The organism is Alkalibacterium putridalgicola, from assembly GCF_900109825.1.
Classification (GTDB): domain Bacteria; phylum Bacillota; class Bacilli; order Lactobacillales; family Carnobacteriaceae_A; genus Alkalibacterium; species Alkalibacterium putridalgicola.
This window is the reverse complement of the sequence record NZ_FOBL01000021.1, coordinates 21,866-46,524: the sequence shown is the minus strand read 5'-3', so window position 1 is coordinate 46,524 and position 24,659 is coordinate 21,866. Positions and strand designations below refer to the sequence as shown.

General features: G+C 43.9%; 26 protein-coding genes. 8 read left to right on the top strand and 18 right to left on the bottom strand.

Translation table 11 applies throughout. The annotated features are described in order from the left end of the window. On the top strand, nt 1-166 hold a 166-nt coding region (locus tag BMX84_RS08045), incomplete at its 5' end, for an IS3 family transposase (protein ID WP_143058698.1). 424 nt (nt 167-590) lie between these two features. Then, nucleotides 591-1,778 carry a DUF8173 domain-containing protein gene (locus tag BMX84_RS08040; protein ID WP_091488716.1) on the top strand — a complete coding sequence of 396 codons (1,188 nt, stop codon included), beginning with the start codon at nt 591-593 and terminating at the stop codon, nt 1,776-1,778. 950 nt (nt 1,779-2,728) lie between these two features. On the opposite strand, the gene BMX84_RS08035 is transcribed toward BMX84_RS08040, so the two are convergent. From BMX84_RS08035 to BMX84_RS08025, 3 genes are all read right to left on the bottom strand, one after another. Further along, a complete protein-coding gene (locus BMX84_RS08035; RefSeq protein ID WP_091488715.1) occupies nt 2,729-2,983 on the bottom strand; it encodes a hypothetical protein in 255 nt (84 codons plus the stop codon). A gap of 97 nt (nt 2,984-3,080) precedes the next feature. Beyond that, nucleotides 3,081-4,517, bottom strand: a complete 1,437-nt coding sequence (locus BMX84_RS08030; protein WP_091488713.1) for an amidase family protein — start codon at nt 4,515-4,517, stop codon at nt 3,081-3,083. Between the two features lie 27 nt (nt 4,518-4,544). Next, complete coding sequence (locus tag BMX84_RS08025) at nt 4,545-5,240, bottom strand: nuclease-related domain-containing protein (protein WP_091488711.1); 696 nt, start codon at nt 5,238-5,240, stop codon at nt 4,545-4,547. Nucleotides 5,241-5,614: 374 nt separating this feature from the next. Here BMX84_RS08025 and BMX84_RS08020 point away from each other — a divergent pair, with 374 nt between their 5' ends. The 3 genes from BMX84_RS08020 to BMX84_RS12635 are packed head-to-tail and all read left to right on the top strand — an operon-like array spanning nt 5,615 to nt 7,666. Next, nucleotides 5,615-6,187: a TetR/AcrR family transcriptional regulator gene (locus BMX84_RS08020; RefSeq protein WP_091488709.1), complete on the top strand. Its 573-nt coding sequence runs from the start codon at nt 5,615-5,617 to the stop codon at nt 6,185-6,187. A gap of 27 nt (nt 6,188-6,214) precedes the next feature. Then, nucleotides 6,215-6,961, top strand: a complete 747-nt coding sequence (locus BMX84_RS12640) for an MATE family efflux transporter (protein WP_218142361.1) — start codon at nt 6,215-6,217, stop codon at nt 6,959-6,961. Nucleotides 6,962-6,970: 9 nt separating this feature from the next. Further along, nucleotides 6,971-7,666 (top strand): MATE family efflux transporter, encoded by a 696-nt coding sequence (locus BMX84_RS12635; RefSeq protein ID WP_218142360.1) that lies wholly within the window; start codon nt 6,971-6,973, stop codon nt 7,664-7,666. A 224-nt stretch (nt 7,667-7,890) separates the two neighbouring features. Here the strand turns inward: BMX84_RS12635 and BMX84_RS08010 are convergent, their stop codons facing one another. The 11 genes from BMX84_RS08010 to BMX84_RS07955 form a co-directional block, all read right to left on the bottom strand. Further along, a complete protein-coding gene (locus BMX84_RS08010) occupies nt 7,891-8,160 on the bottom strand; it encodes a barstar family protein (protein ID WP_091488708.1) in 270 nt (89 codons plus the stop codon). Next, nucleotides 8,161-8,652 carry a ribonuclease domain-containing protein gene (locus BMX84_RS08005; RefSeq protein ID WP_091488706.1) on the bottom strand — a complete coding sequence of 164 codons (492 nt, stop codon included), beginning with the start codon at nt 8,650-8,652 and terminating at the stop codon, nt 8,161-8,163. A gap of 117 nt (nt 8,653-8,769) precedes the next feature. Further along, nucleotides 8,770-9,069, bottom strand: a complete 300-nt coding sequence (locus BMX84_RS08000) for a hypothetical protein (RefSeq protein ID WP_091488704.1) — start codon at nt 9,067-9,069, stop codon at nt 8,770-8,772. Nucleotides 9,070-9,108: 39 nt separating this feature from the next. Then, nucleotides 9,109-10,038: a hypothetical protein gene (locus BMX84_RS07995; RefSeq protein ID WP_091488702.1), complete on the bottom strand. Its 930-nt coding sequence runs from the start codon at nt 10,036-10,038 to the stop codon at nt 9,109-9,111. Between the two features lie 744 nt (nt 10,039-10,782). Continuing rightward, entirely contained in the window at nt 10,783-11,871 is a 1,089-nt protein-coding gene (locus BMX84_RS07985; protein ID WP_091488699.1) for a DUF871 domain-containing protein, read from the bottom strand. Nucleotides 11,872-12,072: 201 nt separating this feature from the next. After that, nucleotides 12,073-12,402, bottom strand: coding sequence for a PTS lactose/cellobiose transporter subunit IIA (locus BMX84_RS07980; RefSeq protein ID WP_371860960.1), 330 nt, complete (start codon nt 12,400-12,402; stop codon nt 12,073-12,075). 25 nt (nt 12,403-12,427) lie between these two features. Continuing rightward, nucleotides 12,428-12,745: a PTS sugar transporter subunit IIB gene (locus BMX84_RS07975; RefSeq protein WP_091488696.1), complete on the bottom strand. Its 318-nt coding sequence runs from the start codon at nt 12,743-12,745 to the stop codon at nt 12,428-12,430. Nucleotides 12,746-12,777: 32 nt separating this feature from the next. Next, a complete protein-coding gene (locus BMX84_RS07970) occupies nt 12,778-13,188 on the bottom strand; it encodes a DUF3284 domain-containing protein (RefSeq protein WP_091488694.1) in 411 nt (136 codons plus the stop codon). Nucleotides 13,189-13,386: 198 nt separating this feature from the next. Then, on the bottom strand, nt 13,387-13,608 hold the full coding sequence (locus BMX84_RS07965) for a hypothetical protein (RefSeq protein WP_091488692.1): 222 nt from the start codon (nt 13,606-13,608) through the stop codon (nt 13,387-13,389). Between the two features lie 82 nt (nt 13,609-13,690). Further along, nucleotides 13,691-15,109 carry a PTS sugar transporter subunit IIC gene (locus BMX84_RS07960; protein WP_091488691.1) on the bottom strand — a complete coding sequence of 473 codons (1,419 nt, stop codon included), beginning with the start codon at nt 15,107-15,109 and terminating at the stop codon, nt 13,691-13,693. A gap of 196 nt (nt 15,110-15,305) precedes the next feature. Then, entirely contained in the window at nt 15,306-16,607 is a 1,302-nt protein-coding gene (locus BMX84_RS07955; protein WP_307723342.1) for a 6-phospho-beta-glucosidase, read from the bottom strand. Nucleotides 16,608-16,766: 159 nt separating this feature from the next. Between BMX84_RS07955 and BMX84_RS07950 the strand changes: the two genes are divergently transcribed. Together BMX84_RS07950 and chbG are read left to right on the top strand one after the other, a co-directional pair. Beyond that, the gene (locus BMX84_RS07950; protein WP_218142359.1) at nt 16,767-17,486 is read left to right on the top strand and encodes a GntR family transcriptional regulator; all 720 of its coding nucleotides are present in this window, start codon (nt 16,767-16,769) and stop codon (nt 17,484-17,486) included. A gap of 15 nt (nt 17,487-17,501) precedes the next feature. After that, nucleotides 17,502-18,203, top strand: a complete 702-nt coding sequence (chbG, locus tag BMX84_RS07945) for a chitin disaccharide deacetylase (protein ID WP_091488686.1) — start codon at nt 17,502-17,504, stop codon at nt 18,201-18,203. A 438-nt stretch (nt 18,204-18,641) separates the two neighbouring features. On the opposite strand, the gene mazE is transcribed toward chbG, so the two are convergent. Continuing rightward, nucleotides 18,642-18,872: a type II toxin-antitoxin system PemI/MazE family antitoxin gene (mazE, locus tag BMX84_RS07935; RefSeq protein ID WP_091488682.1), complete on the bottom strand. Its 231-nt coding sequence runs from the start codon at nt 18,870-18,872 to the stop codon at nt 18,642-18,644. Nucleotides 18,873-19,717: 845 nt separating this feature from the next. Here mazE and BMX84_RS07930 point away from each other — a divergent pair. Next, nucleotides 19,718-20,614: a nuclease-related domain-containing protein gene (locus tag BMX84_RS07930; protein ID WP_091488681.1), complete on the top strand. Its 897-nt coding sequence runs from the start codon at nt 19,718-19,720 to the stop codon at nt 20,612-20,614. Nucleotides 20,615-20,964: 350 nt separating this feature from the next. Here the strand turns inward: BMX84_RS07930 and BMX84_RS07925 are convergent, their stop codons facing one another. The 3 genes from BMX84_RS07925 to BMX84_RS07915 all read right to left on the bottom strand — a co-directional run bounded on the left by BMX84_RS07925 (nt 20,965) and on the right by BMX84_RS07915 (nt 24,537). Continuing rightward, nucleotides 20,965-22,023, bottom strand: coding sequence for a glycoside hydrolase family 5 protein (locus tag BMX84_RS07925; protein WP_246119124.1), 1,059 nt, complete (start codon nt 22,021-22,023; stop codon nt 20,965-20,967). A 102-nt stretch (nt 22,024-22,125) separates the two neighbouring features. After that, nucleotides 22,126-23,592, bottom strand: coding sequence for a 6-phospho-beta-glucosidase (locus tag BMX84_RS07920; RefSeq protein WP_091488722.1), 1,467 nt, complete (start codon nt 23,590-23,592; stop codon nt 22,126-22,128). Nucleotides 23,593-23,628: 36 nt separating this feature from the next. Then, a complete protein-coding gene (locus BMX84_RS07915; RefSeq protein ID WP_091488678.1) occupies nt 23,629-24,537 on the bottom strand; it encodes an ROK family protein in 909 nt (302 codons plus the stop codon). Nucleotides 24,538-24,659 lie beyond the last annotated feature (122 nt).

Here is a 24,659-nt window from a genome sequence, read left to right as displayed (position 1 = left end):
AAAGGAAGAAGTTTACCAAAAGAATTATCCTGATTTCGATACGGCTTATAGAGAATTATTTCAATACATTGAAGCCTTCTACAATCGGAAGAGAATCCACTCGGCACTTGGGAACCGAACGCCCCTGGCCATTGAGCAAGCATACTTAGATCAAGTAGTCATTTAAGTTAGACGGAACCATAGGACGGTTAAATAGAAAGACTTTAGCTATCCTCATGGTTTCGGTAAATGTTCTAAAAAGCGTCAGCGGTTAGAACATTTACCGAAACCTTGAGGCCTCAAAACGGGTCCATGTTTCATTAAGAAATTCTCTTAAATCGTGTCCAAGATATTGACGTAATACCATTTCCTAGTATGAAAAGGATCGTTATCACTAACGACTTTTTTTCACATAGTGGTAAAATAGACTCAAGAAAGATAGTCACGATGGCTTTCTGTCCGCTACCTTCTCATCCGTTTATTCCATCATCTACTTCCGCTCAGTAATCCCTGTCTCGATCACGTTACTTTTACTTACCAAGAGAGGTGTCCTTTATATGAAGATTAAATAGCTGCCAGTCCAGTTTTTCAGAAAAAGGAGGTCAATTATAATGAAGCAAATCAGTAATAAACTAAGCAAGCGAAAACTTTCAGTCATCATTTTTTTCTTACTCTCACTCGTTGTTATGGCCGGTACCGTCTCAGCACAGCCACACGTGTTCAACCGCGAGGCCAGGCATACGCATCAGGAAGGAGAAACGATCGACGGCCCCGGATTCTTTGCGGGAGACACAGTCCAGATCGATGGTGACATCAACGGGACGACGTTTGCATCCGGCGATCAAATCGAAGTCAACGGCGATATTAATGGGGCCCTTTTCGTCATCGGCGAATCGGTCAGGGTAAACGGTGAAGTCAATGGTAACGTCTACGGACTCGGCCAGAAAATCCGCTTCAGTGGTCAAAATGACGGAGAAGTCTTCCTTGCCGGAGAAACAGTCACGATCGATCAAGAAGCTCAAACAGGTCGTGATCTTTTTGTAGCCGGTATGGATGTACTGATATATGGTGAAGTCCCGCGTCACCTCTTTTTAGCAGGGGAATCTGTCACCCTCAACAGTATGATCGGTGGGGACGCCAATGTGACCGGTGAAGACATCACCTTGAACGACTCGGCTTCTATCGAAGGAGATTTCATTTACGAAAGCCCTAACGAAGCGAATATGTCTCAAAATGCAACAGTAGCCGGTCAAACTGATTACACCGAAAGAGAACCCTGGGACAACATGGAATGGACGATCGGCCAGCAGGAAAAATGGCTGTTCAGAGTATTGTTTGCTTTATGGAGCCTGATTTCGGCACTCGTCGTCTGGCTGGTCATCCGACTCCTGCGCCCTCACTTTTGGACGGACAACACCAGACCCATTTCCACCATACCTCTTAAAACGATGGGGTTCGGTTTACTGGCATTGATCGCCACACCGTTTCTGATCATACTTTTAATGGTCACTCTCATCGGTATCCCGATGGGAATCATACTTGCCCTGCTGTATGGCATCGCGCTGTATATTGCAAAGATCATCGTGGCGCTGTTTATCGGTTCACTCATCCTGAAAGCCTACGACCGGGAAAGTCTCGGTAAGGAATTCCTGCTCGTCCTTTTAGGTCTTTTCATACTGGAACTGCTGATGCTGATCCCTTACATCGGCTGGATCTTTGGATTCATCGTTGCCATAACCGGCCTCGGTGCCTTGCTTGTGCACAGGCGGGAACCGACTGAACATGAAGCAACCTATTAAGAGTTAATAGAATTTTAAGGTTAATAGAAAAGCGACCATTCTACTTTTTTAGAATGGTCGCTCTTCTTTTTTGCAGGATTATTGATAACTGACATTGAATACCGCTATTAAGATACGGATACGGTATCCTTCCATTTATGCGGCTTTGTTGCTCACTCGCAAACGATACATTTGCTGAGTGGGCATGTATCCGAAGAAAATGTCGCACTCGCTGAAAGTAGAATCTCCGAGCCGACACTTCTTTCTTCTAGATGTCGCATTCATTCGTCAAAAACCACCTGAGTGAACATTTTGGGGACTGAAATGTCGTACTGATGAGCAATGCAATGCGCCAGTCGACATTTTTCTACGCTAAATGTTGCACTCATCTAATGATAAAATGTTGAGTCAACATTTTTCCTTATGGAAGGTCGCAGTCAGTAAATATGTCAGCTGTGAGTGAACACTTTTCAGCCTCGAATGCCGTATTTCTAGTTAATGCTGCGAATAGATCGTCTCCATTCATTTCACTGTGACAAAGTCAGTTAAAAATAACTTTTGAGCTAGTCATCGGCGCCCTCAAATGGCAAGCCCACGAGAAAAAAATATATGACCCTGTCATTATCAAGCAGATATGACAAAGTCGCAGACAGATCACGAGCCCCGTTGGTCATCCGAAGAGAAACATGACCAACCCATCCCATTCTGCTCTCTGACTTTGTCATTTATCAGCTAAAATGACTAGCTCATAATCAAAATTCAGTGAGCCTGTCATTTCATGAAGAAAATGACAGGCTCAGACAGCATTTCTTTCCCAGTCTGTCATGCCATCCTCGAAACGACAAACCCACCCCACTTCTTTCCTTGAGTCTGTCATAAACCATGCCAGAATCAACAAAAAACCCTCACATACGAAAAAGTGGCATCAGCGAGCTTACACTCACCGATGCCACTTCTTTAAATCATAAGGTTTAGCCTTTGTATTTCAGTTTTTCAGGGTAGAAATAAGTGATTTCCTGACTGCCTTCGGGACGATCCAGGAAGGCTTTCTTGCCGGAATCATCATCTGAACGCAGTGCGAGTTTACCTTCATCATAAAGTTTTTCAACATCGTCGATGATTTCGCCATCTGGAAAAGCCGGTTTCAGTTCAGCGATCTTTTCGTTGATCCCGTCATCACTCTTGTAAATTTCCAATATACGGTCTCTTAATACATTCTCTGCCACAATAATTCCTCCTGTCTAAGTTCTTCACTATCTTAATTATAGCAATTGACGAAATAGACATCAAAGCATAAGGTTTAGCTACAAAGATGAGCTGTTATCATGATTTTAGATGCTGTTCATAAGCATACGCCCATTCAAGAAGTGTCATGTCCTGATCTGCTTTGCCGATAAAAGTCACCCCGACCGGTTCGCCACTCAAGCGTTTGTGCCCAGGCAGCGTCACCGCCGGATAGCCCGCCGCAGCGTACAGCACTGTCGCATAGTTGCTCAAGGTAACTATAAGATCGACTGATTCAAATGCTTTATCCAGGGCTTTCCTGGCCGATCGTTGGTTCTGTCTGATCGTTTCCGCCATTTCCTCATTGGTGTAGGTTTCTTCGATCGACTGACGAATCAGTTCCTGGTTGTATGGTGCAAAGTCTTTTTCATTCTGCTGGTTGAAAGCCAGAACGTTATCTAAAGTAAAGGTACTGGACTCAAAATAGGATGCAACACCCAAATTGAATTCATTTTTCAGAATGTTGAGGTAATTGACATTAAACCCTTCTTCATCGATTTCCATAGAAGAAACAACTGCTCCTGCTTCATTCAATTTACCTTTGACTCTGGATAATATTTCTTCATCTTCAGACCGGTATACGGCTTTTAAGGTTTCATTGTCTATGATGCCGACTTTGATACCAGATAAACTTTTCGCATCCCAGTCAGCTGTTTCTTCCAAATCAGTCTTCGCCTGGAGTAAAACAGCCGCATCCTTGACGGTTCTAGTGATCGGTCCCGCCGTATCATGCGTTTCTGATATCGGGATGATCCCCTCTTGAGAAACCAGCCCCAATGTCGGTTTGAGTCCGACCACACCATTCTGACTCGCCGGATAGATGATGGATCCCGATGTTTCTGAACCGATCGTGACTGGTGCCATGCCAAGAGCGGCAGCCACCGAACTTCCAGAACTTGAGCCGCCCACATCAAACTCGCCGTATGCATTCTTCGTCTGTCCGCCGATGGCTGAATAACCGTTCGAGCTGTCGGTCGACATGAAGTTGGCCCACTCGGATAAATTGGTCTTGCCCAAGATCAGCGCCCCTTTATCTCTCAGCCGCTTGATGATTTCTGCGTCCTCTTCTGGCTGATAGTCTTTCAGCACAGCTGCACCGGCAGTCGTGGGCATATCTTTTGTAGCGATATTGTCCTTGACCAATACAGGCATCCCGTACATCAAGTCGTTAGCTTCATTATAAGTTAAGGTCTCTGCCTGTTTCATTACATCTGGATTCAAGGCGATCACAGCATTATACTCTTTGTGTTTTAAAACCTGGTTCCAATAACACTTAGCGATATCAACATAAGTCGCTTCCCCGTCACGAACGAATGTCTGCAGCGTTTCGATATCACTACCAGTAACTTTTTCCATCAACGTTTCATCCACTTCAAACGGTTCATATTCCAGTGTCTGTTTCACCGACGATTCTTTCGGATCACGGTACTGCTTGGCGATCTGCCCCTTTAAGTAGTCATCATTGTTAAATCCCATCGTTTTCTCCCCTTATAATCTATTAAATTATTTATTATGAATAGCTTTCAGCTTTTCAACATGAAGTGCTTTTGTTGCATCATCTGCCAATTGATATCTTTTTAAATTAGCATAGATCGTATTAACTTGCTGATATGTAAGTATAGATGGCATGGACTTTAAATCCCTAATTAAATATGGTGTCAGCTGACTTTGCTTAATGACTTTGACTTCATCAGACAGCACAGTGACATCTTTTAAAGTACAGTCGTCACCAAATACGATATAAGAGTAATAATAATTTGGATTCTCTAAACCGCTTGCTGTCATTAAAGCTTTAACGTGTCCTTTATTCTGCCATATCGGATTGAAAAACTGATTTTTGATGCCATTCCTAAACGTCTGCATCCACTGTTTACGGTTTTCAGCTCCAAATATCCAACCACTATAATTCTTTGACTCAAAAACAAAAATCCCTCTCTGGTTGATCATAATCAAATCGACTTCAGTCGTATGACCTTTATCAGTGGGTATGTAAAGATTAGTCATCAAGTATTTTTTTATCTGAATAGTTTCCAGCTTAGCATATATCTTAAATTCTCCCCAATTACCTTTATCTGAGAATATTTCGAAAAAACTGTTCCCACTCGCTTTTTCATATGAAGTATCTATAAATTTCAAATAACTCGGTAGTAAAATAATGATTATCACAAACAGAACAATCATTAATGGTATAAAAAGCATCGATCTCCCTCTTCTGCTGAATGGATTTTTACTTATTATGTATAAAGAAGTTCATGGACCCAAATAAGTATATATACTCTAGTATACTTTTAATTTGGATTCATTTCATTAATATTTATAAAATCGAGGTACAAGTGTATCAATTATTTCCTGCTACTTGTGCTGTATAACGTTTCTCGGCACAAGTAAAGTAAATACATTCGGTCACTTGTTCCATATAAGTCTATTCGGTGCAAGTGACTCGCTATATTCATCAAACATGTTCCGAATACTATAATTAAAGGTCGTTCTCAGAAAATCAGTTGCTTTCATTTTCATTTAAAATGAATCTGTATTCATAATAAATTCAACTAGAATCAGGTGGTGCTTTTTTTATGCCCAAAATTATTAAAGATGTCGAACAGTCAGTATTCAAAGCCGTGATGGCGGTCATGACGACTGACGGGATCGACCAGCTGAGTATGAAACGGATCGCAAAAAACAGCGGGATTGCCGTCGGGACATTGTATAACTACTTCCCTGACCGCGAGGAACTGATCTCAAAAGCGATTCAGTACAGTTGGTACCAGTCTTTTCAAGTATTAGACGATGTACTTAATGGATCTAAGGACAGTCTGACCAAGTGGCTAGCCTTTCACGATGCCTTGTATTCTGAAATGAGCCAACGAAAAGCGGTCGGTCATGAACTGATCCGTCAGAAGGTCATCAGCGATGACGTGAATCAGAAAATAGTGAACGGTCTATTTTCACGCTATGCTGACCTTTTTCAAGAACTCTCTGGCGAAACCGACAAGTCATACAGCGAACAGACTCGACGACGGATCCAGGAAACACTAGTTAGTACCATTCTACGGCTGACGATTTCCTTCCCTGACGATAATCAGGCTAACCGAGACTACTTAAATCAGTTCGCTCGACTGATACTAAACATTGAAGACAACAACTAAATAATTGATTTAAAGGAGAAAGATTAAATGAAGATGTCAAATACTGAAGAGCGTCTGCGCACAGAAAACGTCAAGAAACTGCTTTTAACTTTATCTATCCCGAATATTGTCGCCCAGCTCATCAATATGCTCTACAATGTGATCGACCGTATGTTTATCGGTCACATCCCGGAAGTCGGTTCCCTGGCTCTGACCGGTGTCGGCGTCGCCTTCCCGATCGTGATGCTTATCATGGCATTCAGCTACTTTATCGGTATGGGCGGAACTCCCTTAGCTTCCATAAAAATGGGCCAAGGCAACAAGGAAGACGGCGAACGGATCTTAGGAACCAGTGTTGTGATGCTGGTTTTGATTTCCATCACCCTGACGGTACTCTTCCTCGCATTCGGTGAACAGCTCCTGGTCCTCTTCGGTGCCAGTGCTGAGACCCTACCTTTTGCCTGGGACTACATGAAACTTTATACACTCGGAACGATTTTCGTCCAGCTGGCTTTAGGATTGACGCCTTTTATCTCAGCTCAAGGCTTTGCCAAAGAAAGCATGCTCGCTGTCTTGATCGGGGCAGTCTTCAACATCGTTCTCGACCCGATCCTGATTTACGGCTTCGATATGGGCGTTCAAGGTGCAGCGATCGCCACAGTCATCTCGCAAATGATGTCGGCCATTTATGTCCTGCACTTCTTGTTAGGCAAAAAGACGACACTGAAAATCAAAAAGGAACACCTGAAAGTAAATAAAGGCTTTGCGATCGGCGTATTGAGTCTAGGGATCTAACCCTTCATCATGCAGAGTACCGAAAGTTTACTCAACATTTCATTCAATACGGCCCTGTCGACATACGGTGGTGACATCAACGTCGGCGCCATGACGATCATCGCGAGCCTCATGCAGGCTTTGATGTTGCCGCTTACGGGACTGACGCAGGGTGCTCAGCCGATCATCAGCTACAACTACGGTGCGCAGAATAATGAACGCGTCAAAAAAGCCTTCACCTGGCTGTTCGGACTATCCATGGGCTATTCAACACTTTTCTGGCTGGTCATGAAACTGACACCGCGCTTCTTGATCCGATTCTTCACGACTGATCCGGTCCTGATGGAAACGACCATTGCCTCCATCAATGTTTACATGGCCGTCGTCTTTGTCTTAGGTGCACAGATCGCTACCCAGCAGACCCTGATTGCATTAGGTCAGGCACGTCAGTCACTGATTTTAGCCTTGCTCAGAAAAATCATTTTACTAATCCCGCTGATCTATATCCTGCCGCAATTCATGGACAATAAAGTCTTTGCAGTCCTTGTTTCTGAACCGATCGCTGACTTTTTGTCCGTCACGATCACCGTCATCGTCTTCTTTATCACCTTTAAGAAGCTGCTGGCGAAGAATCATGCGGAAATACCTAATCACCCGGATGATGTAGAGGAAGGTTCTCCTCAAGTATCAAGTAATGCAGACGCAGTGACTGATAATAGGTACTAAGACAGTTGTTTAATCACCACAAAGTTAATTCTAAGTGGATATTTTGTCAGGTAACTGACAAAGTAAACATTATATAAGAGTTTTTTCTGCTGTATATTAAGAAGTGACCTGAACAAAGTCAAAAACTCCTTAAGATTAGCCATTATCTTCAGGAGTTTTCGTGTAATTAGCATTCACTTCTTTAATTAAGTTGTTATTTTTCGCCGGGCGAAAAATTTCATCTCTTAAATCACTTTAAACCCAACGTTCCGATTCACTTTCTCGACATCCTTGAAGGTATTGATCAACCTATCACCGTAAGGTCCTAAGTGTTCGATTAGTTCGGGTTTGTTGATCAACATGATCGACAGGTCTTTGTCATAGACACTCAAGGCGTCATACAAGGCATCGAGGTTGTAGCCGAAGTAACTGGGGATATCAAGTTGTTCCTGGATATAGCGATGGGCAGCTTCTCTGTTTGTCATGCGCTCGCCGTCTAATTTTACTGTTCTCATCTACTCGTCCTCCCCGTAAAGCTGCTGGAAACTGTCGTAATGATCGTCGGTATAGTAAATCAGGCCATCGTTGGAATAAACAAGACGTTCGGGCCCGCGGTAGCCGCCTTCATAATTGACGTCGGCTTCGTAATAGTCCCGTCCTTCTTCTTCAGGAAGCAGGCCTTCACGGTTCCCAAAATAGTCCCCGCCGATAAGCATCTCGTCAGTCACTTCCCACAGGTTCCCTTCGCTGGCTTCCCAGCCCAGGTCACGTGCTTCTTCCTTGGTCAGGTAATTATCCGGTAATTCATCATATGTATGGATATATAAAGCCACGTCTTCGGGGGAACTGTAATAGCCGTCTTCATCGATCGTTTCATTCCGGATCTCGTCGGTCGTCTGGGACAGTTCCTCTTCAATGACATCATCCAGTATCGGCTCCACCTGACTGCACCCTGACAGCATCAGACCGGCCCCCAGCACAAGTCCAGTGAATATCTTTTTTTCCATAATATTCTCTCCTTATATCCGTTCGTGTATGTGTGAGTTATCTAAAAGTATAGCACATCTGTCACCCTATGTATGAAAAGAAGGCCCCATAGTTGAGGCCCTTTTCCTCTATTGTCTTTACAAGTCATCTGCGGTATTGTATAGCACGATGCCGTCTTCCAGCCACAACAGAATATAGTCATCGTCCAGTGGGTTCAGTAAGATGACGCCGACTTCGCTTGCTTGATAGACTACTTCGCTCAAGTAAATAAAACTGTCGATCATAAGCTCAAACTCTTCCTTGACTTCAGGCATATCCGAGAACACGAAGGCATCGGCGATCGCCGGATCATGCGGGGTGACGGCAACGGCCATAATGTCTTCATCGTAATGAATGTCAGCCGTCTGACCTATTTCATCGTCCTGCAGGAATTCCACGATGACTTCCGGTTCGAGTATGTTTCCTTCGCCTATCCCTTAGATACGCTCCGGCTCGACCATTTCGTCCTGGATCAATTCTTCCTCAGTTTCTTCGGTTTCTTCCACTTCAGCTTCGATAGGTTCCTCTGCAACTGCCTCTTCGGTTTCAGTGTCTGTTTCCTGATCATCATCCCCAAGGTCGTCTCCTGCTTCTATATCAAAGAACACGGTGCTGTCTTCGGACCATTTGATCAGATACGGCTCGTCGACCGGTTCGACCGGTGCGATCGCTGCCTGCTTGCCGCTGGTCGTTCCGCCGTCAAACAAATCGATGTAACCGAATTCATTATTCAGCGTAGCATAGTGCCCATCTGGGGATTCCGCGCCGCTTTCGGAAACGGTGGAGATCGTCGGCATCGGCATATACGGTATGTTCTCGTCGCCTTCCAGCAAAGTGGCCTCGATATCGAACACGATCCATTCATAGCCTTCGGGTGCTTCCTCATTGAACTGATTTTCTTCCGGAATGAATGTATAGGCATCGTCTCCGCTCATGAGGTTGCTCAACGTCACTTCTAAAAGACCTTCCTCGGGGTTATACTCCTCCGCTTCATAATCAACGATCTGAACAGTAAACTGGATCGATTCGTTTAATGGGACCGGATTGGTCCGCTTGCCCAGATCCACTGTCGTTTCTTCTTCCGTCTCTGCTTCGGTCTCTGGCTCTTCAACTTCCGGTTCTTCAACGTTCTCTTCGACGTCCAGTTCTTCCGACGCTTCTTCATCCTCTTCTTCGACCACGGTTTCTTCGATTTGTTCGGTCTCTTCCGGTTCGTTTTCTGCGACCACTTCATCTACACGACTGACTTCTTTTACTATGTCTGCTTCGTCCTGCGTCTCTTCTGCGTCACAGCTTGCCATTGCTAATACAAAAGGTGACATGACAATCAGAAGAGGCGCTTTATTATGAATAAACTTTCCTGACATTATTCTTTTCACCTCCTAACTTTTGTTCTTATTTAACTTGAGATTACCACTATAAGGTTTTAATATCCAAATGAAACGTATCACAATGAGACACCTTTTGGAAAAGCACCTGTTGAATAGGCTAATACAAGTCCAGTTATTCCTTCTAGTCACTTCAGGTATAGAAATGCTTTTGTGTAGATGATTTTTTCAGCTTGACTGCCAAAATCTACCTTCTTAAAGAACTATGTGCACTTTTCGGTACAAGTGACGTTAAATTTGCAATCAACTTGTGCCAAATAGACCGTTGCGAGACAAGTAAGAGGTTCAACAGCGGCCACTTGTACCGTAAAATCGATATCGGCACAAGTGGCATGAATATATGTAGACACTTGTTCCAAATACGATATTTTAGACCAAGGATGTTATTTTTCGTACGGCGAAAAATTTCATATTTGTCTTTTTATTACACTGTCGTTGATTTTGGCAGCTAGGCTGACAAAATCCACCTTCTAAAGGATCTTTAAGTTCTTTTCGGAACAAGTGAAACTTAATATCCTGTCTACTTGTTCTGAATAGACCGTTGCGGCACAAGTGAGCGGTATAAAAGTATGTTACTTGTCTCGCAATTCGGTATTCGGTACAAGTGAGCACCTTTTCCACCTTCACTTGTTCCAAATAAACCTCTCCAAAACAAAAAACAAGACCCAGGCACAGCTGAATCATCAGCTATACCTGGCTCTCACAGATTTCTTTATGAAATTATCAACGTTCAATGAACTTAAAGCTTGTCCATGGTTCTAAATAATCCAGCAAGAAAAGGGCATCTTCTTGAACAGTCCCGACGATGTTACGTGTTCCATCATCTTCCATCTCCTGAATGACGACTTGCGTTTCCCCTTTATACTGGCCAAAAGTGTCGTTGCCGATAACAACGTCTCCTTTTTGCATCGTGTCCGTTTTGCCTACCGGGAAGGTTTCCTCTTTATACTTCACGCGTGTCTGGGTTGAGCGGATCATATAGGTTGAACGATCTCCGCGATAGCTGTGCACTTCATTCAAAATGACTTTTCGTTCCAGTTCTGTAGCATCCTTATTGAATACAATAGGCAGAAGATGATGAGGGCTGTGGAAAATTTCGCTGACTTTTCTCAATTCTTCTTCACTCGCATAAGCATTTCCAATCAAAACATCGTCGATCGTATCCATCAATTTGTAATGGGCAATCTGCAGTTCAATGGGTAATGTTCTGTGTGATTCCAGTGTGCAGAGTCCATCCTGCATCTCCCAAGGACCCAGTTCGCCCACTTGTGAAGTGATGAAGGCTGCCGTGTTCAATCGGTAGTCGTTGTACTGAGCAGTAGTCTGTTCAAAATGATCGTGAGCAAGCCCCGAATACCTTTGGGGGTAGAAGTTCTGTGAAGCAAGCAAATGCTCCCTGTTGGGACAGTAGCTCATAACATTATCAATGTATTTGGTCCCACTGCTCATATTCACTTCGATCTTCAAGCCGTGCTCATTTTTCGTCATCAATGCTTCTTCTGCTCCAGAGAAACCTAAGTCCAGACGAATACCAGATGCACCAAAAGACTTAAAGAAACTCAAATCATCGTAACTTACCCCTAACTGGCCAAACAATTTAGGATTGATGTCCAGCATCGTTTCCATTCCCAGTTTGTTGCCATATTCAATGATTCGTTTGTACTTTTCAATGATTTCCGAACCGTCGCCTTCGATTTCCAATAAACTGGTAAATATGCGAGTAAATCCATATTTATGTGCCAAATCCAGATACGTTTTGTCTTGTTCAAATTCACTTTTAGATGGATAGATTGAAATCCCTATTTTTTTCAACTGCTTCACTCCTATTATTCTCGATTAAACTCTAGATATATAAGTGTCATAACCTGTCTGTTCTACATGAACAAGTAGAATCGTTTACGGTCTCTCTTACTCGTCCGGATTCTATCATTTCAAGTATCGATAAGCTCCTCCTGGTTCAAGCCGCATTCATAAACTCACTATCCGATTAGAAGAAAAGGCTAAGTAATCAGATTACTTAACCTTGTTTAATTCTCTATGCAGATAGATGACTTCTTCGGTCATGTCTTTAAAACTCATGGCATTCATGATGTGATCCTGAGCATGAACCATCAACAGCGTAAGCTCAACCGTTTCTCCTGAAGCTTCTTTTGTCAGCATACTTGTCTGCAGGTTATGTGCTTTATTTATTGCTTCATCAGCCTCTTTCAATAATACATCTGCCTCTTCAAACTGATTTTCTTTTGCCAGCTGGAAAGCCTCCATGCATAAACTTTTGGCGTTACCTGCATGTGTGATGAGCCCCATGACAAGTTCCAAGTATTCCTGATTTGAATCGTCCAAATTTTTGTCCTCCTCGATCGAATCTTTATTTTATCAAGCTTAGTGCAGTATCCAGTACTTTTTCGCCGTTGACCATACCATAATCTTTCATATCGATGACTGCGACATCTATGCCTTTACCTGCCACTTTCTTTTCAAATTGGCCTTTCATATATCTCACTTGTGGGCCGAGCATGATGACGTCGATCTCCTTTTTCTCTATATGTGTGTCGGCTTCACTTGCGGATACGGCGAAGATATCAGCATCCAAATCCCGTGCCACTGCTGCCTTTTCCATTTTTGCTACGAGTAGTGATGTGCTCATGCCTGCAGAACAGACGAGCATGATCGTGTTTTTTGCCATGATGAATTCCTCCATTATTAGTTGATTGATTTTTAAGCTTTTTCCATGCTTTCGAGCATAAGTTTAAGGCGTTTCTTTCTGAAGTAGCTCAAAAGCGTTCCCACTAGAGCATCATTCAGTTTCTGCATGTGTCCGTAAGACTCTAACTCTTCAGTATACGTGACCCTGCATGATCCTTCTGAAAGGGGTTCGATATCATACTTCACCAGAAAGTCATTCTTGGTCGTTTTAGTCCTGTAATGGTAAGATTTGTTTTCTTCAACCTGATCGATTTGAATCGTGGCTCGACTGTTTTTACCAAATGTCTTAGTGTATTCGAAGCCTTCTATCTGATCTGTTGACACACTTTTTCCAGTTTGTTCTTCAATGTCATAGAGAACGGAACGGGTGATCGTATTAAATAATTGTTCAGCTGACATATTCATTTTTCTTTTGAATTCCATTTCATCACCTGCTCTTCTTTCGTGTCTTGTCTTTTAGTAGCATGAATAATCCTGACACTATAAGCGTCAATGCAGTCGTCATGCTGAAAATATCATAAACTGCGGTCTGAGCATTGGCACTGAACATCAAAATAAGGCAGCCAATACTTAATAAAAATAGTCCGTTTTTTGACATTGTTTAAATCCTTTCTATACTTTCTATGCGGGAACGACCTGAAAATAAAGAACAGATCCCCAGCTTTGACCTTTGATTGTCGATTTTGCAAGCTTGGCGGCTTTTTCAAGATCCTCAGCATTCGTTTCAAACACTAGGGATATCCCCTGTTTTTTACTGTAAGTAAATGTGATGCCATCCTCCTCAAAGTCATTTAAAAGTTCAATGATTTTGTCCTGCTGCAATGCTGAATTAACTTTGATCATAAACGATTACTCCTTTAATAATAAAAATCAGACGGCTGACTGACTCTAAAGACTTAGAGGATCAGCCGCTGATTTCAGTTTTCTATTCTGCTTTTTCCATTTCCTCTTCGCCTAAAGCCGGATCCATTTTGTTAGCGGCCAGTACGAATGGCAGCCAGATGAAGAAGGATACGACGAAAGCAACTAAGGTCACGATCGGTGCACGCCAGTCAGCGCCTGTTGCCAGGAATGACAATAGGAACGGCGGTGTGACCCAAGCGACTTGCTGCGATACCGGATTGACCAGTCCCCAGATCGTGGCGAAGTAGCCTATAGAGACAGATGCGACTGGTGCCAGCAAGAACGGCACGAACATGATCGGGTTCAATACGATAGGCAGTCCGAACATCAGTGGTTCATTGATGTTGAAAATACCAGGGCCGACAGAGAGTTTTCCGACTGTCTTGTAGTCTGAACGTTTCGAGAACATCAGTAAGGCAATGATCAGAACGATCGTCCCTCCTGATCCGCCAAACCATGCATAAGCATCAAACGATCCACGAACCCAGTGATAACCTTCTTGGATAACGAGCTCTGCTCCACCTTCCTGGAAAAGGTTTACATTTTCAAGTTGAGCAACACCAAAGACTCCTTCCAGAATCGGTGCCAGAACGTTCGGTCCATGGATTCCGAAGAACCAGAAAATCTGTACGAACAAAGTAGCCAGGATAACGGCGCCAAAACCTTGCGACATACCTAAAAGTGGCAAAGCAACCGTTTCTTGCACCCATGCCAGGAATGTGGTTCCAGGGAACATAAGTGAAAAGACCCAGTAAAAAATAGCTGCCGCATAAATGGCCACTGTAGCCGGAATGATCGATGCAAAAGCTTTTGACACAGCTGGTGGTACTGTATCCGGTAATTTGATGGTCATATCAGCCAGCATCAGTTTAGCATAAATAACAGTAGAAACGAATCCGATAATCATTGCTGTAAAGAAGAAATTACTGTCTAAGTTATTGAGTGGCAGCCAGCCCCAGCCGGTTGCTGTGATGCCTGTCGTCGTTGCGGTCCATCCTGCTTCATTAATGGCATCGATGGTTGTCTGGTCCAGATTTAGACCCGTGATCCCACCGGCAAAGGCAAATGTGATACCGGCAATCGATGAGGCAGTAGAAACGATCCCCCCGGCGAGCTCATTGACTCCGTATGCCCGGGCAAGATTATATCCCCACGAGAAGACGAATATCAGTCCCGCTACGGCCAGTGTACCATTCCAGACATACCCATTGATCGTAATGATCTGACTGATGACTGGAATCGAACTCCCATCATACCCTTCAAAAAATTGCGGCGGGAGATCTCTTAAAATAGCATTGAGCATAACGGCAACTGAACCGGCCATAGTGGCAGGCAGTGTTCCGATAAATGCGTCACGCAATGCGACAAGGTGTTTCTGTGACCCGATCCTTCCGGCTATCGGAAGAATGTATTTTTCTAACCAAGCTGTTAAAGCGTCCATTTAGTACCCTCCAATTAGTGTATAAGTAGTGAAATGATTCTAATTAATACTATTGCTTCTTCCTAACTATGTCCACAGTTTTCCAGATACATACACCTCCTTCAAAAATATGAGACCCTTGATTGTTTTGACACTCTAAACAACCGATAAACTGAGTAACCCGTTAATAGATAATCGATCGTGTAAAAATAGGTTATCAGTTAAACTGAGGCAAGTAGTCTTTATGCGCATCAAGCAGCTCATCCAACACCATCTTGGCTGTCTTTTCCTCTTTGATCAAAGGATTCATAATAAAGGCTCGATAGGCGTCATAGTAATCTCCCGATAGGCTGGCTTTAATGACCTGTTCTTCAAACGCTTTCATCATAAGGATATCTGCTTTGATCTGCTGCGGAATACGTCCCACAGTTAACGGGATCGGTCCGTCTTTGGTGATGAAACAATTAACTTCGATAACGGAATCATGCGGCAAGTCAACGATCGCTCCGTTATTCAGTGTATTTACCGTCATGATGTTCTGACTGTTATTGTAAAGCGACGACATCAGACTGCAGGCCACATCACTATAGTACGCTCCCCCGCGCTGCTCCAGAGCTTCCGGTTTAATATCCAGATCTGGATTTTTGTACGTTTCAAACAGTTCTTCTTCGATCTTCTGAACCTGTTCGGCGCGTGTCCCGTTGTCTTCATAAGCTTCCAGGTCTTTCTTCAATGTGGAATCTTTCTGGAAGTAATACTGATGATACGGGTTCGGCAACATATTGACTGCTCTCAAAAAGGTCTCCGACCAGCCGGAACTCACGATATTGGCTGGTGAAAAGTCTACGGACTGACTGACTAAAGCGTCGATCACCTGATCCAGTTTGTTTTCCCCTCTGACCAGTACTTTTGATCCAAACACGAAATGGTTCATACCGATAAACTCAATACGGACATCTTTGGGGTCTTCTTGCAGTATTTCTGCTGCTGACTGGGTCATGTTGTAGGGAATATTACAAACACCGATGACTTTTTTATGTGCACCGTATTTCAGTAAAGCCTCCGTAACGATCCCTGCCGGATTGGTAAAGTTGACGATCCAGGCATTCGGACAGATCTCATTAACGTCCTCAGCCAGTTCCATCAGTACAGGAATCGTTCGCAGTGCTTTGAAAATACCGCCCGCTCCATTTGTTTCCTGACCGATCAGACCATGGCTCAAGGGAATCCGTTCATCCTTTTCTCTAGCTTTCAAACCTCCCACACGGATCTGAGTAGAAACAAAGTCAGCATCTTTAAGAGCCGCACGTCTGTCCAGAGTCCATGTCAGTTCTATTGGAACACCAGCTTTGTCGATCATACGTTCAGCCAGCTGCCCGATGATCTCCAGCTTTTCTTTCCCACTCGCGATATCGACCAGTGTGATCGTATCGACAGGGAACTCATCGTGTCTTAAGATCAGCCCTTCAATGATTTCTGGAGTATAACTTGACCCTCCTCCCACGATAACTATCTTCATTCTCATGCATCTCCTTTGTATGTATTGTAATTAACTACAATCAAAATGTATCATACAAATTTATAATTGTAAACACTTTATATAAACTATTTTAAAATGTACATACATTTATTTTTTTGCTATAATGCAACTATCGAACCGAAGGGAAGTCTTGTGAGGATGAAAAAGTCATTACATGCATTTATAAAAGAAGAATTGATCGATCGTATAAAAACCGGTGTGTATAAAGTGGGCGACCAGTTCCCTACAGAAAATGAATTATGCAAAGAATTCAATGTCAGCCGTACGACAGTAAGAATGGCGCTGACTCAGCTGGTTCAAGAAGGGTATCTTATCCGTCAGCGTGGTAAAGGAAGTTTCGTCGCTGAGCCAAAGGTCAATCAGACACTTTCAAACACTGACGACCGCTTCACTCAACAACTTCAGGCCCAGGGCAGAAAAGGTAAAATCACCCTGCAGAAAATCGAGGTTGTCCCCGCTAAAGATACGCAGCAGAAACGCTTTAATATTCCGGAAAACGCACCGATTCAAAAAATCAAACGGACGCGTTCTGCCAATGATGAAGTGACACAATATGAAGTAGCCTGTGTGCCCTGGGATGTCGCTCCAGGATTGACAAAAGAACAATTGGAGAATTCTTTATACAGCACATTGAAAGATACCTATAATATTTCTATTCACAAAACCACCGAAATCGTTGAGATCACACTGGCGGATAAAGACATCAGTCACTATTTGGAATGTGAAGTCGGCCTGCCCTGTTTCTATATTGAAACAGTCGCTGAAGACAAAGATGGTCGCGTCATCGAGTTTTCCCGCTCCTACTTCAGAGGAGACAAGACGAGTTTCAGGATCGAACGTTTCTACCAGGATAATTAAAGGAGGATCCATCTTATGAAAGTAATTGTAAACGCAGATGATTTTGGATTGACTAAAGGGGTAAACGCAGGCATTATCGACGCTCACAAAAACGGCATCGTCACACGTACAACTCTGATGATGAACGGGCATGCACTTGAAGACGCCCTCAGGCTTGCTAAAGAAACGCCTTCACTAAAAGTAGGTATCCATTTAACATTGACATTTGGACACCCTTTGAACAAAAGCAGTGCGACAGAACTAATCGACGACAATGGGAAGTTCAAGTATACGAGTATTGAAACATCCCTGACTCCTAAAGAAGTGGAACAAGTAAAAAATGAATGGCATGCTCAAATCGACGCCTTCTTGAATACAGGACTGACTTTGGACCATATCGACAGTCACCATCATGTCCACGGGTGGGAAGATTTAAAAGATGTCGTCCGGGAATTGAGTGCTCACTATAATGTACCTGTCCGCTGCGTTGACACCTTGAAAGATACACCGGAATGTCTATTGACAGAAAGTCTCTGGTTGAACTTTTATAAAGACGGCGTGAAAGAAAGTCTGCTGAAAGAACTGACCTCCCTTCCCTATCGCTCTGTGGAAGTCATGGTCCATCCGGCAATAGTGGACGACGAGTTAAGACGGTTGAGCAGTTATTCTGATTTAAGAGAAGAGGAAACTCGCCTGTTGAAGTCGATCGATCTTGTAGACGGCATACAGCTTTGTTAAGTTTGTTAGCTTAGGCGAATTTTAATGTACATACATTCAATATATTGGGTCAGTGGTTCTACGAGATGTCGTTGGAAGATTCTTTTGGTACAAGTGACAGCTTGTCGGACCTCCACTTGTACCGCAAATGATTATTCAGTACAAGTGGTCCCCGTTTTTAGCGTTCACTTGTACCGCAACCAAGTATTCGATACAAGTGAGCTTCATTTATTATGTCACTTGTTCCAAATACAGTTTTTTAGATCAATGCAGTTATTTTTCGCCCGGCGAAAAATCTCATCTCAATCTTTAAGTGCAAAAAAGTTGGAGGTATTGGCAGCTCAGCTGCCAATACCTCCTTTCTATACATCTTTTCAATAAAATCGCTTTTACTCATAGAATAAACCAGTTTAGTTGAGATACTAGCAGCTTTGTACGGAACATACTTTTTTACTGACATTACCATACTTCATTTCCAGTCGTTTTCATATCTGCCCATATATCCTCTTCATAATACTCTCCAGGCTTCGCATTTTTAAATGGATTGTCAAGTTTAGGAATCAACATAATAATCCCGTGTTCATCCTTTTTAACGATGTATTCTGAGTTTATATCAATTCCCTTTGCTTCAGAAGCTGGTATCGTCACAACAACTGAACTGCCTTGTTTGCGTAGCTTAGCTGTTCCCATAATAATCACTCCTCGTCTTTAATTATACTGAGCAGTCTCGATTAATACAATGATCGTACCACAGTATTATTTGAAATCTACAAATGAACATTCTGGATCAAGGTATTTCAGTTGAGGTACAAGTGATGTCAGAATAACTGTCAAGTTGTTCCGAATAGCCGGACTTGGCACAAGTAACCCTGAGTTAAAACAGCTACTTGTACCGCAAACCACTTTCCAAGATAAGTGAGCTAACTTTCTTTTACCACTTGTTCTAAATAAGACTTCTTTGGTAACAAGGTTGACGATTTTGCCAGCTTGCCTGTCAAAATCGACCTTTTAAAGATTTTCTTCCTACTATTGATGATTATTTTTAATTTTCATCTCATACCAGCCTCTCGATAAGCAAGAAAGTTCCCTCACTTGATTGTCTTCTTTCCGGTTAAAACAAAAACACACTTAAACACCCGCTCCTTGATTTGAATGCGGGTATTTTAGTGCATATACTTATTCATATTTTCATATATTAGCTTTCCAATTTTTTTAAATGTTTTGTTATCTACCATCGCTTGAAAAGGTGGATCTATATAGGCAGTCTCGGCACAAGTGAGCTGAATTTTATTGCGTATTTGTACCAAATTCGTTTTTCTCTAGATTAATGAAGTGATTTTTAGCTAGGCGAAAAATGCCATCTCTCTTTAACTACAAGGCTGTAAATTTTGTCAGCTCGGCTTCCAAAATCGTTCTATATTAATGGTCTTCTGACACTATTTCTATCAAACATAAAAATCGATCCAACTATTTTCGTGAGTTTTTGATTCGTTTGCATATATTAATAGTAACGACTTTTAAAGGAGCTAAACGAATTGATACTTAAAGAACGCACGAAATCTGTCACTCACCGTATTTTAGAATCGCTGGATCACCGAACTACATTATCCCCCAGTGAAAAAATTCAGTATGATAACCAGATCAAAGGGTATGCTGGTGAACTCGAATTCGATAACAAATTGAAAGATGCCAGAGTGCCTGGGATACTGATCAGTGACTTGCTGCTGAGTACGAAAGACACCTCTTATCAGATCGACTCACTACTCATAACCGACACACGCATTTATCTATACGAGATCAAGAATTACACGGGGTCATACCACTATAAAGACGGTGATATTTATTCTGATTCTGGCCACTTGATTCAAAGTCCGGTGAATCAAGTCGAACGAAAACGTGCGTATCTTCATAACTTACTCTTGAATAACGGTTACCACATCGAGATTATTGCTCACGTTGTCTATATCACTCCGAACTTTTACATCTATTCATTACCCAAAACGTCGTCGATTCTATTTGTTGGGCAGTTGACTAGTCATTTTGAATCACTCTCATCTCACCAGGAAAATAAAAACTTAAAGTTGGCTAACACACTTATAGCTCTGCACGACGCTTCGTACCGGCCGACAAACTTGCCTAACTATTTGCTGACAGAGTTAAAGAATGGAACCATGTGCAGTAAATGTTTTTCATTTGCGTACACGACATCAAGACAATGCCGAACCTGCTCTAAGTGTGGTTATCGAGAAAATTCAGCAGAGGTTATTCACAGAAGCATCGAAGAGTTTCGCCTTCTTTTTCCCGAGAAACCTGTCACTAAGAAGGGGATCTATGACTGGTGTGGAAAAGACTGGTCCGAATCCAGGATCAAAAGGGTTTTAAAGAAGCATTATCAGCTGCATTCATCTAGCAGAAGCAGTTATTATGACTAAATGATTTAAATAATATGCAGTTGTTTTTCGCCAGGCGAAAAACTTCATCCCTAGCATTTAAATGCTGTAGATTTTGGCAGCTATGCTGACAAAATCTACCTTCTTGAAGCTCTTTTGGGCTTTACAGGTACAAGTGATACGTTAATTACTGTTCACTTGTTCCGAATAGACTGTTGCGGAACAAGTGCCGGTTGTAGGAGTTGGTTACTTGTTCCGCAAAACGGTATTCGGTACAAGTAATCCTCTTTTCATTATCCACTTGTACCGCAAACGTCTATTTACAATAAAAAAATAAGCCAAGCGCAACTGATTCATCAGCTGCACTTGGCTCTTTACAGTTACGATTATGATTACACTTTAGCCCATCCACGAGCGATGGCGCGGCTGACGTCCCAGGCGTCCTTTCCGATTTTGTTAGGGGTGTTCACGGTGTCGATCAACAGTTTGTAGGTCCAGTAGAAGTAGCCGTCGCCTTTGTTCCAGGCATCGACGGAGGCTTGCCACAATTCATTATAGAAGTCTGTGACCTCGTCGTCAGTCATGTTCGGCTTGTTTTTAGCGATATGCTGGTTGAACAGGCACCACTCGCCGGCCACGACAGGCACGTAATTTGAGATCTCCTTGATCTGTTCACCGATCCGGCTCAGGTGTACCTGATAATTCTTTAAGTTTTCTTGATCCGGCTCACCGTTAAAGACTAAGTAATGGTGGGTATCGAGCATAACGTTGTCAAACTCTCGCTCCTTGAAAAACCCTTCCCACTTCAACAAATCAAAGCCGTCATGAAAGACGATGGTCTTGTCTGACGGCAGGATCTCACGCAGCCGGTCATAGGCTTCCTGATAAAAGTCATACAAGAAAGCAAAGGATACCGGCGCGCTGCCTTCGGCCAGTTCTTTATCACGCGGTTCATACTGGTCCTGGGGATCGATGATGTCCCACATCTCAGGAGTCAGCGGTTCGTTCAGGACTTCGATGCCAAACAGAGCGTCATCTGCTTTGTAGCGTTCCGCCAGTCGCGACAGGACATCCAGAACGAATTCGACTTCTTCGGGATGCTGGGCCCACTTGCAGACGCCGGAGATCCCGCCGTTGTCAAAGGCATTCTGGCTGCACGGCGCCGTGTGCAGATCGATCAGCACTTCAAGCCCATACGCCCGCGCCCAGTTGAAGGCCCGGTCCAGTTCATCCAGACAGCCGATGAAGGGCTTGCGGTCACCGAAGATGAAATACGGAACAGGGATGCGTACGACATTGAAGCCGGCCGCAGCGATCTTGACGAAATCACCTTCCGTAATAAACGTCGCTCGGTGCGTCTTGATTTTCTCTTCGTAAGGCGCTGGATCCATATCATGCGCTAAGCAATATTCGTCGTCTGAGGGTGTCCGGTCGAACAACCGTGGCGTCATCCACTTCTCCAGCACCAGCCAGGCGCCCAGATTCACGCCTTTGATTTTTTCTTTCATCAATCACTCATCTCCCTTTTCAGTTAGAATATTTCCTGCTGTTCCTTACATCTTGTCGTCCACGCCGCTTATGTAATCCTGAAGGCCATTTTCTTCAATCACCTTCTGATACCAGGCAAAGGATTCCTTTTTCCGGCGCTTCAAGGTCCCGTTGCCCTGGTTGTCTTTGTCCACATAGATGAAGCCGTAGCGTTTCTCCATTTCACCGGAGCCGAAACTCACGATGTCGATGACTCCCCACGGAGTATAGCCCATCACGTCTACACCATCGATAGCGATCGCTTCGTGCATGGCTTTGATATGCGCTTCAAGGTACTCGACCCGGTAGTCATCACGGATCTTGCCGTCAGAGTCGACCGTGTCGTAAGCCCCCATCCCGTTTTCAACGATAAATAATGGCTTGTTGTAGCGCTGATAGACGGTGTTAAGGGTGTACCGCAAACCGTCCGGGTCGATCTGCCAGCCCCAGTCGTTGGCTTCGAGATACGGGTTCCCGACCACTTTGGCCTCCGGGAAGTCCCTTATCGGCTGACCGTCCAGATCATCCAGCGTCGTGACCGCTGTCGACATATAATAGCTAAAGCCGATATAATCCACCGTCCCTTCTTTAAGACTCAAAAGATCCTCTTCTGTATACTCCAGATCGAACCCTTCTCTCTCCCAGCGTTTCAAGGCATAGATTGGGATCTCGCCGCGTACATGGACGTCACTGTAAAAGAAGCGGCGTTCCATCATCTTGCTCGAAGCCAGCATGTCTTTCGGGTGGCACGCATAGGGATACACCGGCACGTAGGCCATCATACAACCGATCTGAAAGTCCGGATTGATGGCTTTTCCTATTTTAACTGCCTTGGCACTGGCGATCAGCTCGTTCAGACTGGCCTGCACCGTGACTTCTTCTTTATTGTCCCCTTCTTCAAACAAAACTGCCGAGTTCGTCCAGGTATGCAGCTCGTCAAAGGTGTCCAGCTGGTTGTTGATCTCGTTGAAGGTCATCCAGTAGGTGACTTTATCCTTATACCGGTTCATGACCGTCTCCGCGTACCGGACAAAGAAGTCGATCAGCTTACGGTTCTTGAAGCCGCCGTAGTTCTCGTAAAGCGCGTAAGGGATCTCAAAGTGGGACAAAGTGATTACGGGTTCGATGCCATTTTTCAGCAGTTCATCGAACAAGTCATCGTAAAACTTGAGGCCTGCTTCATTCGGTTCCACGTCGTCCCCGTTTGGAAAGATCCGTGACCAGTTGATCGATGTCCGGAAGGCTTTCAGTCCCAGTTCCTTGAACAGTTTGATGTCTTCTTTGTAGCGGTGGTAGAAGTCGATCGCTTCATGGTTCGGATAATACTGCCCCGGCAAAACGCCTTGGGTGATCTGTCTCGGACTCTCCCTGTTCCCAGCCGTCAAAACGTCCGCTGTCGACAGGCCTTTCCCGTCCGCATCATACGCCCCTTCGATCTGGTGCGCAGCCACCGCTCCACCCCACAAGAAGTCTTTGGGAAACGTGTCGTTCATTTGTGTCATCATTAAAACTCCATTCTTTTAGACAGTTTAAAAATCTTCGTGCATGCTGGCATAAACGGCGCCTAGGATATTCGAATTGTTCTTGAAGGCGCAGGTATCAAAAACCAGCTCTTCAAAAACTTGTCCAAAAATTGGCGACACCTTTCTCAGCTCCGCGTACTGCCGCTTAAGTTCATCCAGCACGATCGGCTGCTCACTTATGCCCCCGCCGATCAGAACTTTTTCCATGTTCAAAATGGCCTGCAAGTTTACAATGAGGTTCAAGAGTCTTTTTATGTAAGCAGCTAACATGGCATTCAGGGTCGGACTATCTTTTTTGCAGATTGCTTTAAAGACCTTCTCGCCGTCATAGGGCTTCTCAAGCTTCAGCATGTCCCCGCACTTTCCGATGAAGTCGACGGCCGACAGCTGATAGCCGATGAGGTTTTCTCTGTCCGGGTTGAAAGGCTCCTGCGTGATAAAACTCAGCTCCCCGGCCTGAAACGTATTGCCCTGGTGCAGCCTGCCGTCAATGATGATGCCGCCGCCGACACCTGTCCCTAAAGTAATGACCAGCCCGTCTTTCACGCCTTGAAGGTTCCCCAGCCAGAGTTCGCATAAGGCGGCTGCTTTCCCGTCATTGATGATCGTGCAGCGTTTTCCAAATGTCTCACTGAAGTGTTTTTTAAAGTCGAAGCCATGCAGATACGTCACGGAGCCGCCGAAATAGACGATGCCTTTTTCTGAATCGACTTTCCCCGGCAGACTGATCGCCACCGCTTCGATCATTTCTGGATCGAACTGCTTATAGATCCTATCGAGCTGGTCTAAAAAGCTTTCCAACGTGTCCGGTGTATCGACTTTCTGTTTTTGATCCAGTGTCCCGTCAGCAAACACCCGCGCATATTTGATATTCGTCCCGCCCACATCAATGCCGAGCGTAAAAGTTTGGTTCATATTATCCCTCCAGCTACTTAAGATTTCTAAGAAAAGTCATGATACAAGTATAACGCTTACACTTTCTTTTTTCTATTTAAATTCGAGTACAAAAAAAAATGATTTCATCACGTAAAAAAACT

Bases quoted from the DNA above. Each gene is read 5' to 3' on its own strand.
- BMX84_RS07955 (WP_307723342.1), bottom strand. From the start codon at position 16,607: ATGAAGATAGTTATCGTGGGAGGAGGGTCAAGTTATACTCCAGAAATC.
- BMX84_RS07915 (WP_091488678.1), bottom strand. From the start codon at position 24,537: ATGAACCAAACTTTTACGCTCGGCATTGATGTGGGCGGGACGAATATC.
- chbG (WP_091488686.1), top strand. From the start codon at position 17,502: ATGAAAGTAATTGTAAACGCAGATGATTTTGGATTGACTAAAGGGGTA.
- BMX84_RS08005 (WP_091488706.1), bottom strand. From the start codon at position 8,652: ATGGAAAAAAAGATATTCACTGGACTTGTGCTGGGGGCCGGTCTGATG.
- BMX84_RS07925 (WP_246119124.1), bottom strand. From the start codon at position 22,023: ATGACGCCACGGTTGTTCGACCGGACACCCTCAGACGACGAATATTGC.
- BMX84_RS07965 (WP_091488692.1), bottom strand. From the start codon at position 13,608: ATGATCAAAGTTAATTCAGCATTGCAGCAGGACAAAATCATTGAACTT.
- BMX84_RS12635 (WP_218142360.1), top strand. From the start codon at position 6,971: ATGCAGAGTACCGAAAGTTTACTCAACATTTCATTCAATACGGCCCTG.
- BMX84_RS08020 (WP_091488709.1), top strand. From the start codon at position 5,615: ATGCCCAAAATTATTAAAGATGTCGAACAGTCAGTATTCAAAGCCGTG.
- BMX84_RS07950 (WP_218142359.1), top strand. From the start codon at position 16,767: ATGAAAAAGTCATTACATGCATTTATAAAAGAAGAATTGATCGATCGT.
- BMX84_RS08010 (WP_091488708.1), bottom strand. From the start codon at position 8,160: ATGAGAACAGTAAAATTAGACGGCGAGCGCATGACAAACAGAGAAGCT.
- BMX84_RS07975 (WP_091488696.1), bottom strand. From the start codon at position 12,745: ATGGCAAAAAACACGATCATGCTCGTCTGTTCTGCAGGCATGAGCACA.
- BMX84_RS07920 (WP_091488722.1), bottom strand. From the start codon at position 23,592: ATGAACGACACGTTTCCCAAAGACTTCTTGTGGGGTGGAGCGGTGGCT.
- BMX84_RS08030 (WP_091488713.1), bottom strand. From the start codon at position 4,517: ATGGGATTTAACAATGATGACTACTTAAAGGGGCAGATCGCCAAGCAG.
- BMX84_RS07970 (WP_091488694.1), bottom strand. From the start codon at position 13,188: ATGGAATTCAAAAGAAAAATGAATATGTCAGCTGAACAATTATTTAAT.
- BMX84_RS08040 (WP_091488716.1), top strand. From the start codon at position 591: ATGAAGCAAATCAGTAATAAACTAAGCAAGCGAAAACTTTCAGTCATC.
- BMX84_RS12640 (WP_218142361.1), top strand. From the start codon at position 6,215: ATGAAGATGTCAAATACTGAAGAGCGTCTGCGCACAGAAAACGTCAAG.
- mazE (WP_091488682.1), bottom strand. From the start codon at position 18,872: ATGGGAACAGCTAAGCTACGCAAACAAGGCAGTTCAGTTGTTGTGACG.
- BMX84_RS07995 (WP_091488702.1), bottom strand. From the start codon at position 10,038: ATGTCAGGAAAGTTTATTCATAATAAAGCGCCTCTTCTGATTGTCATG.
- BMX84_RS08025 (WP_091488711.1), bottom strand. From the start codon at position 5,240: ATGCTTTTTATACCATTAATGATTGTTCTGTTTGTGATAATCATTATT.
- BMX84_RS07960 (WP_091488691.1), bottom strand. From the start codon at position 15,109: ATGGACGCTTTAACAGCTTGGTTAGAAAAATACATTCTTCCGATAGCC.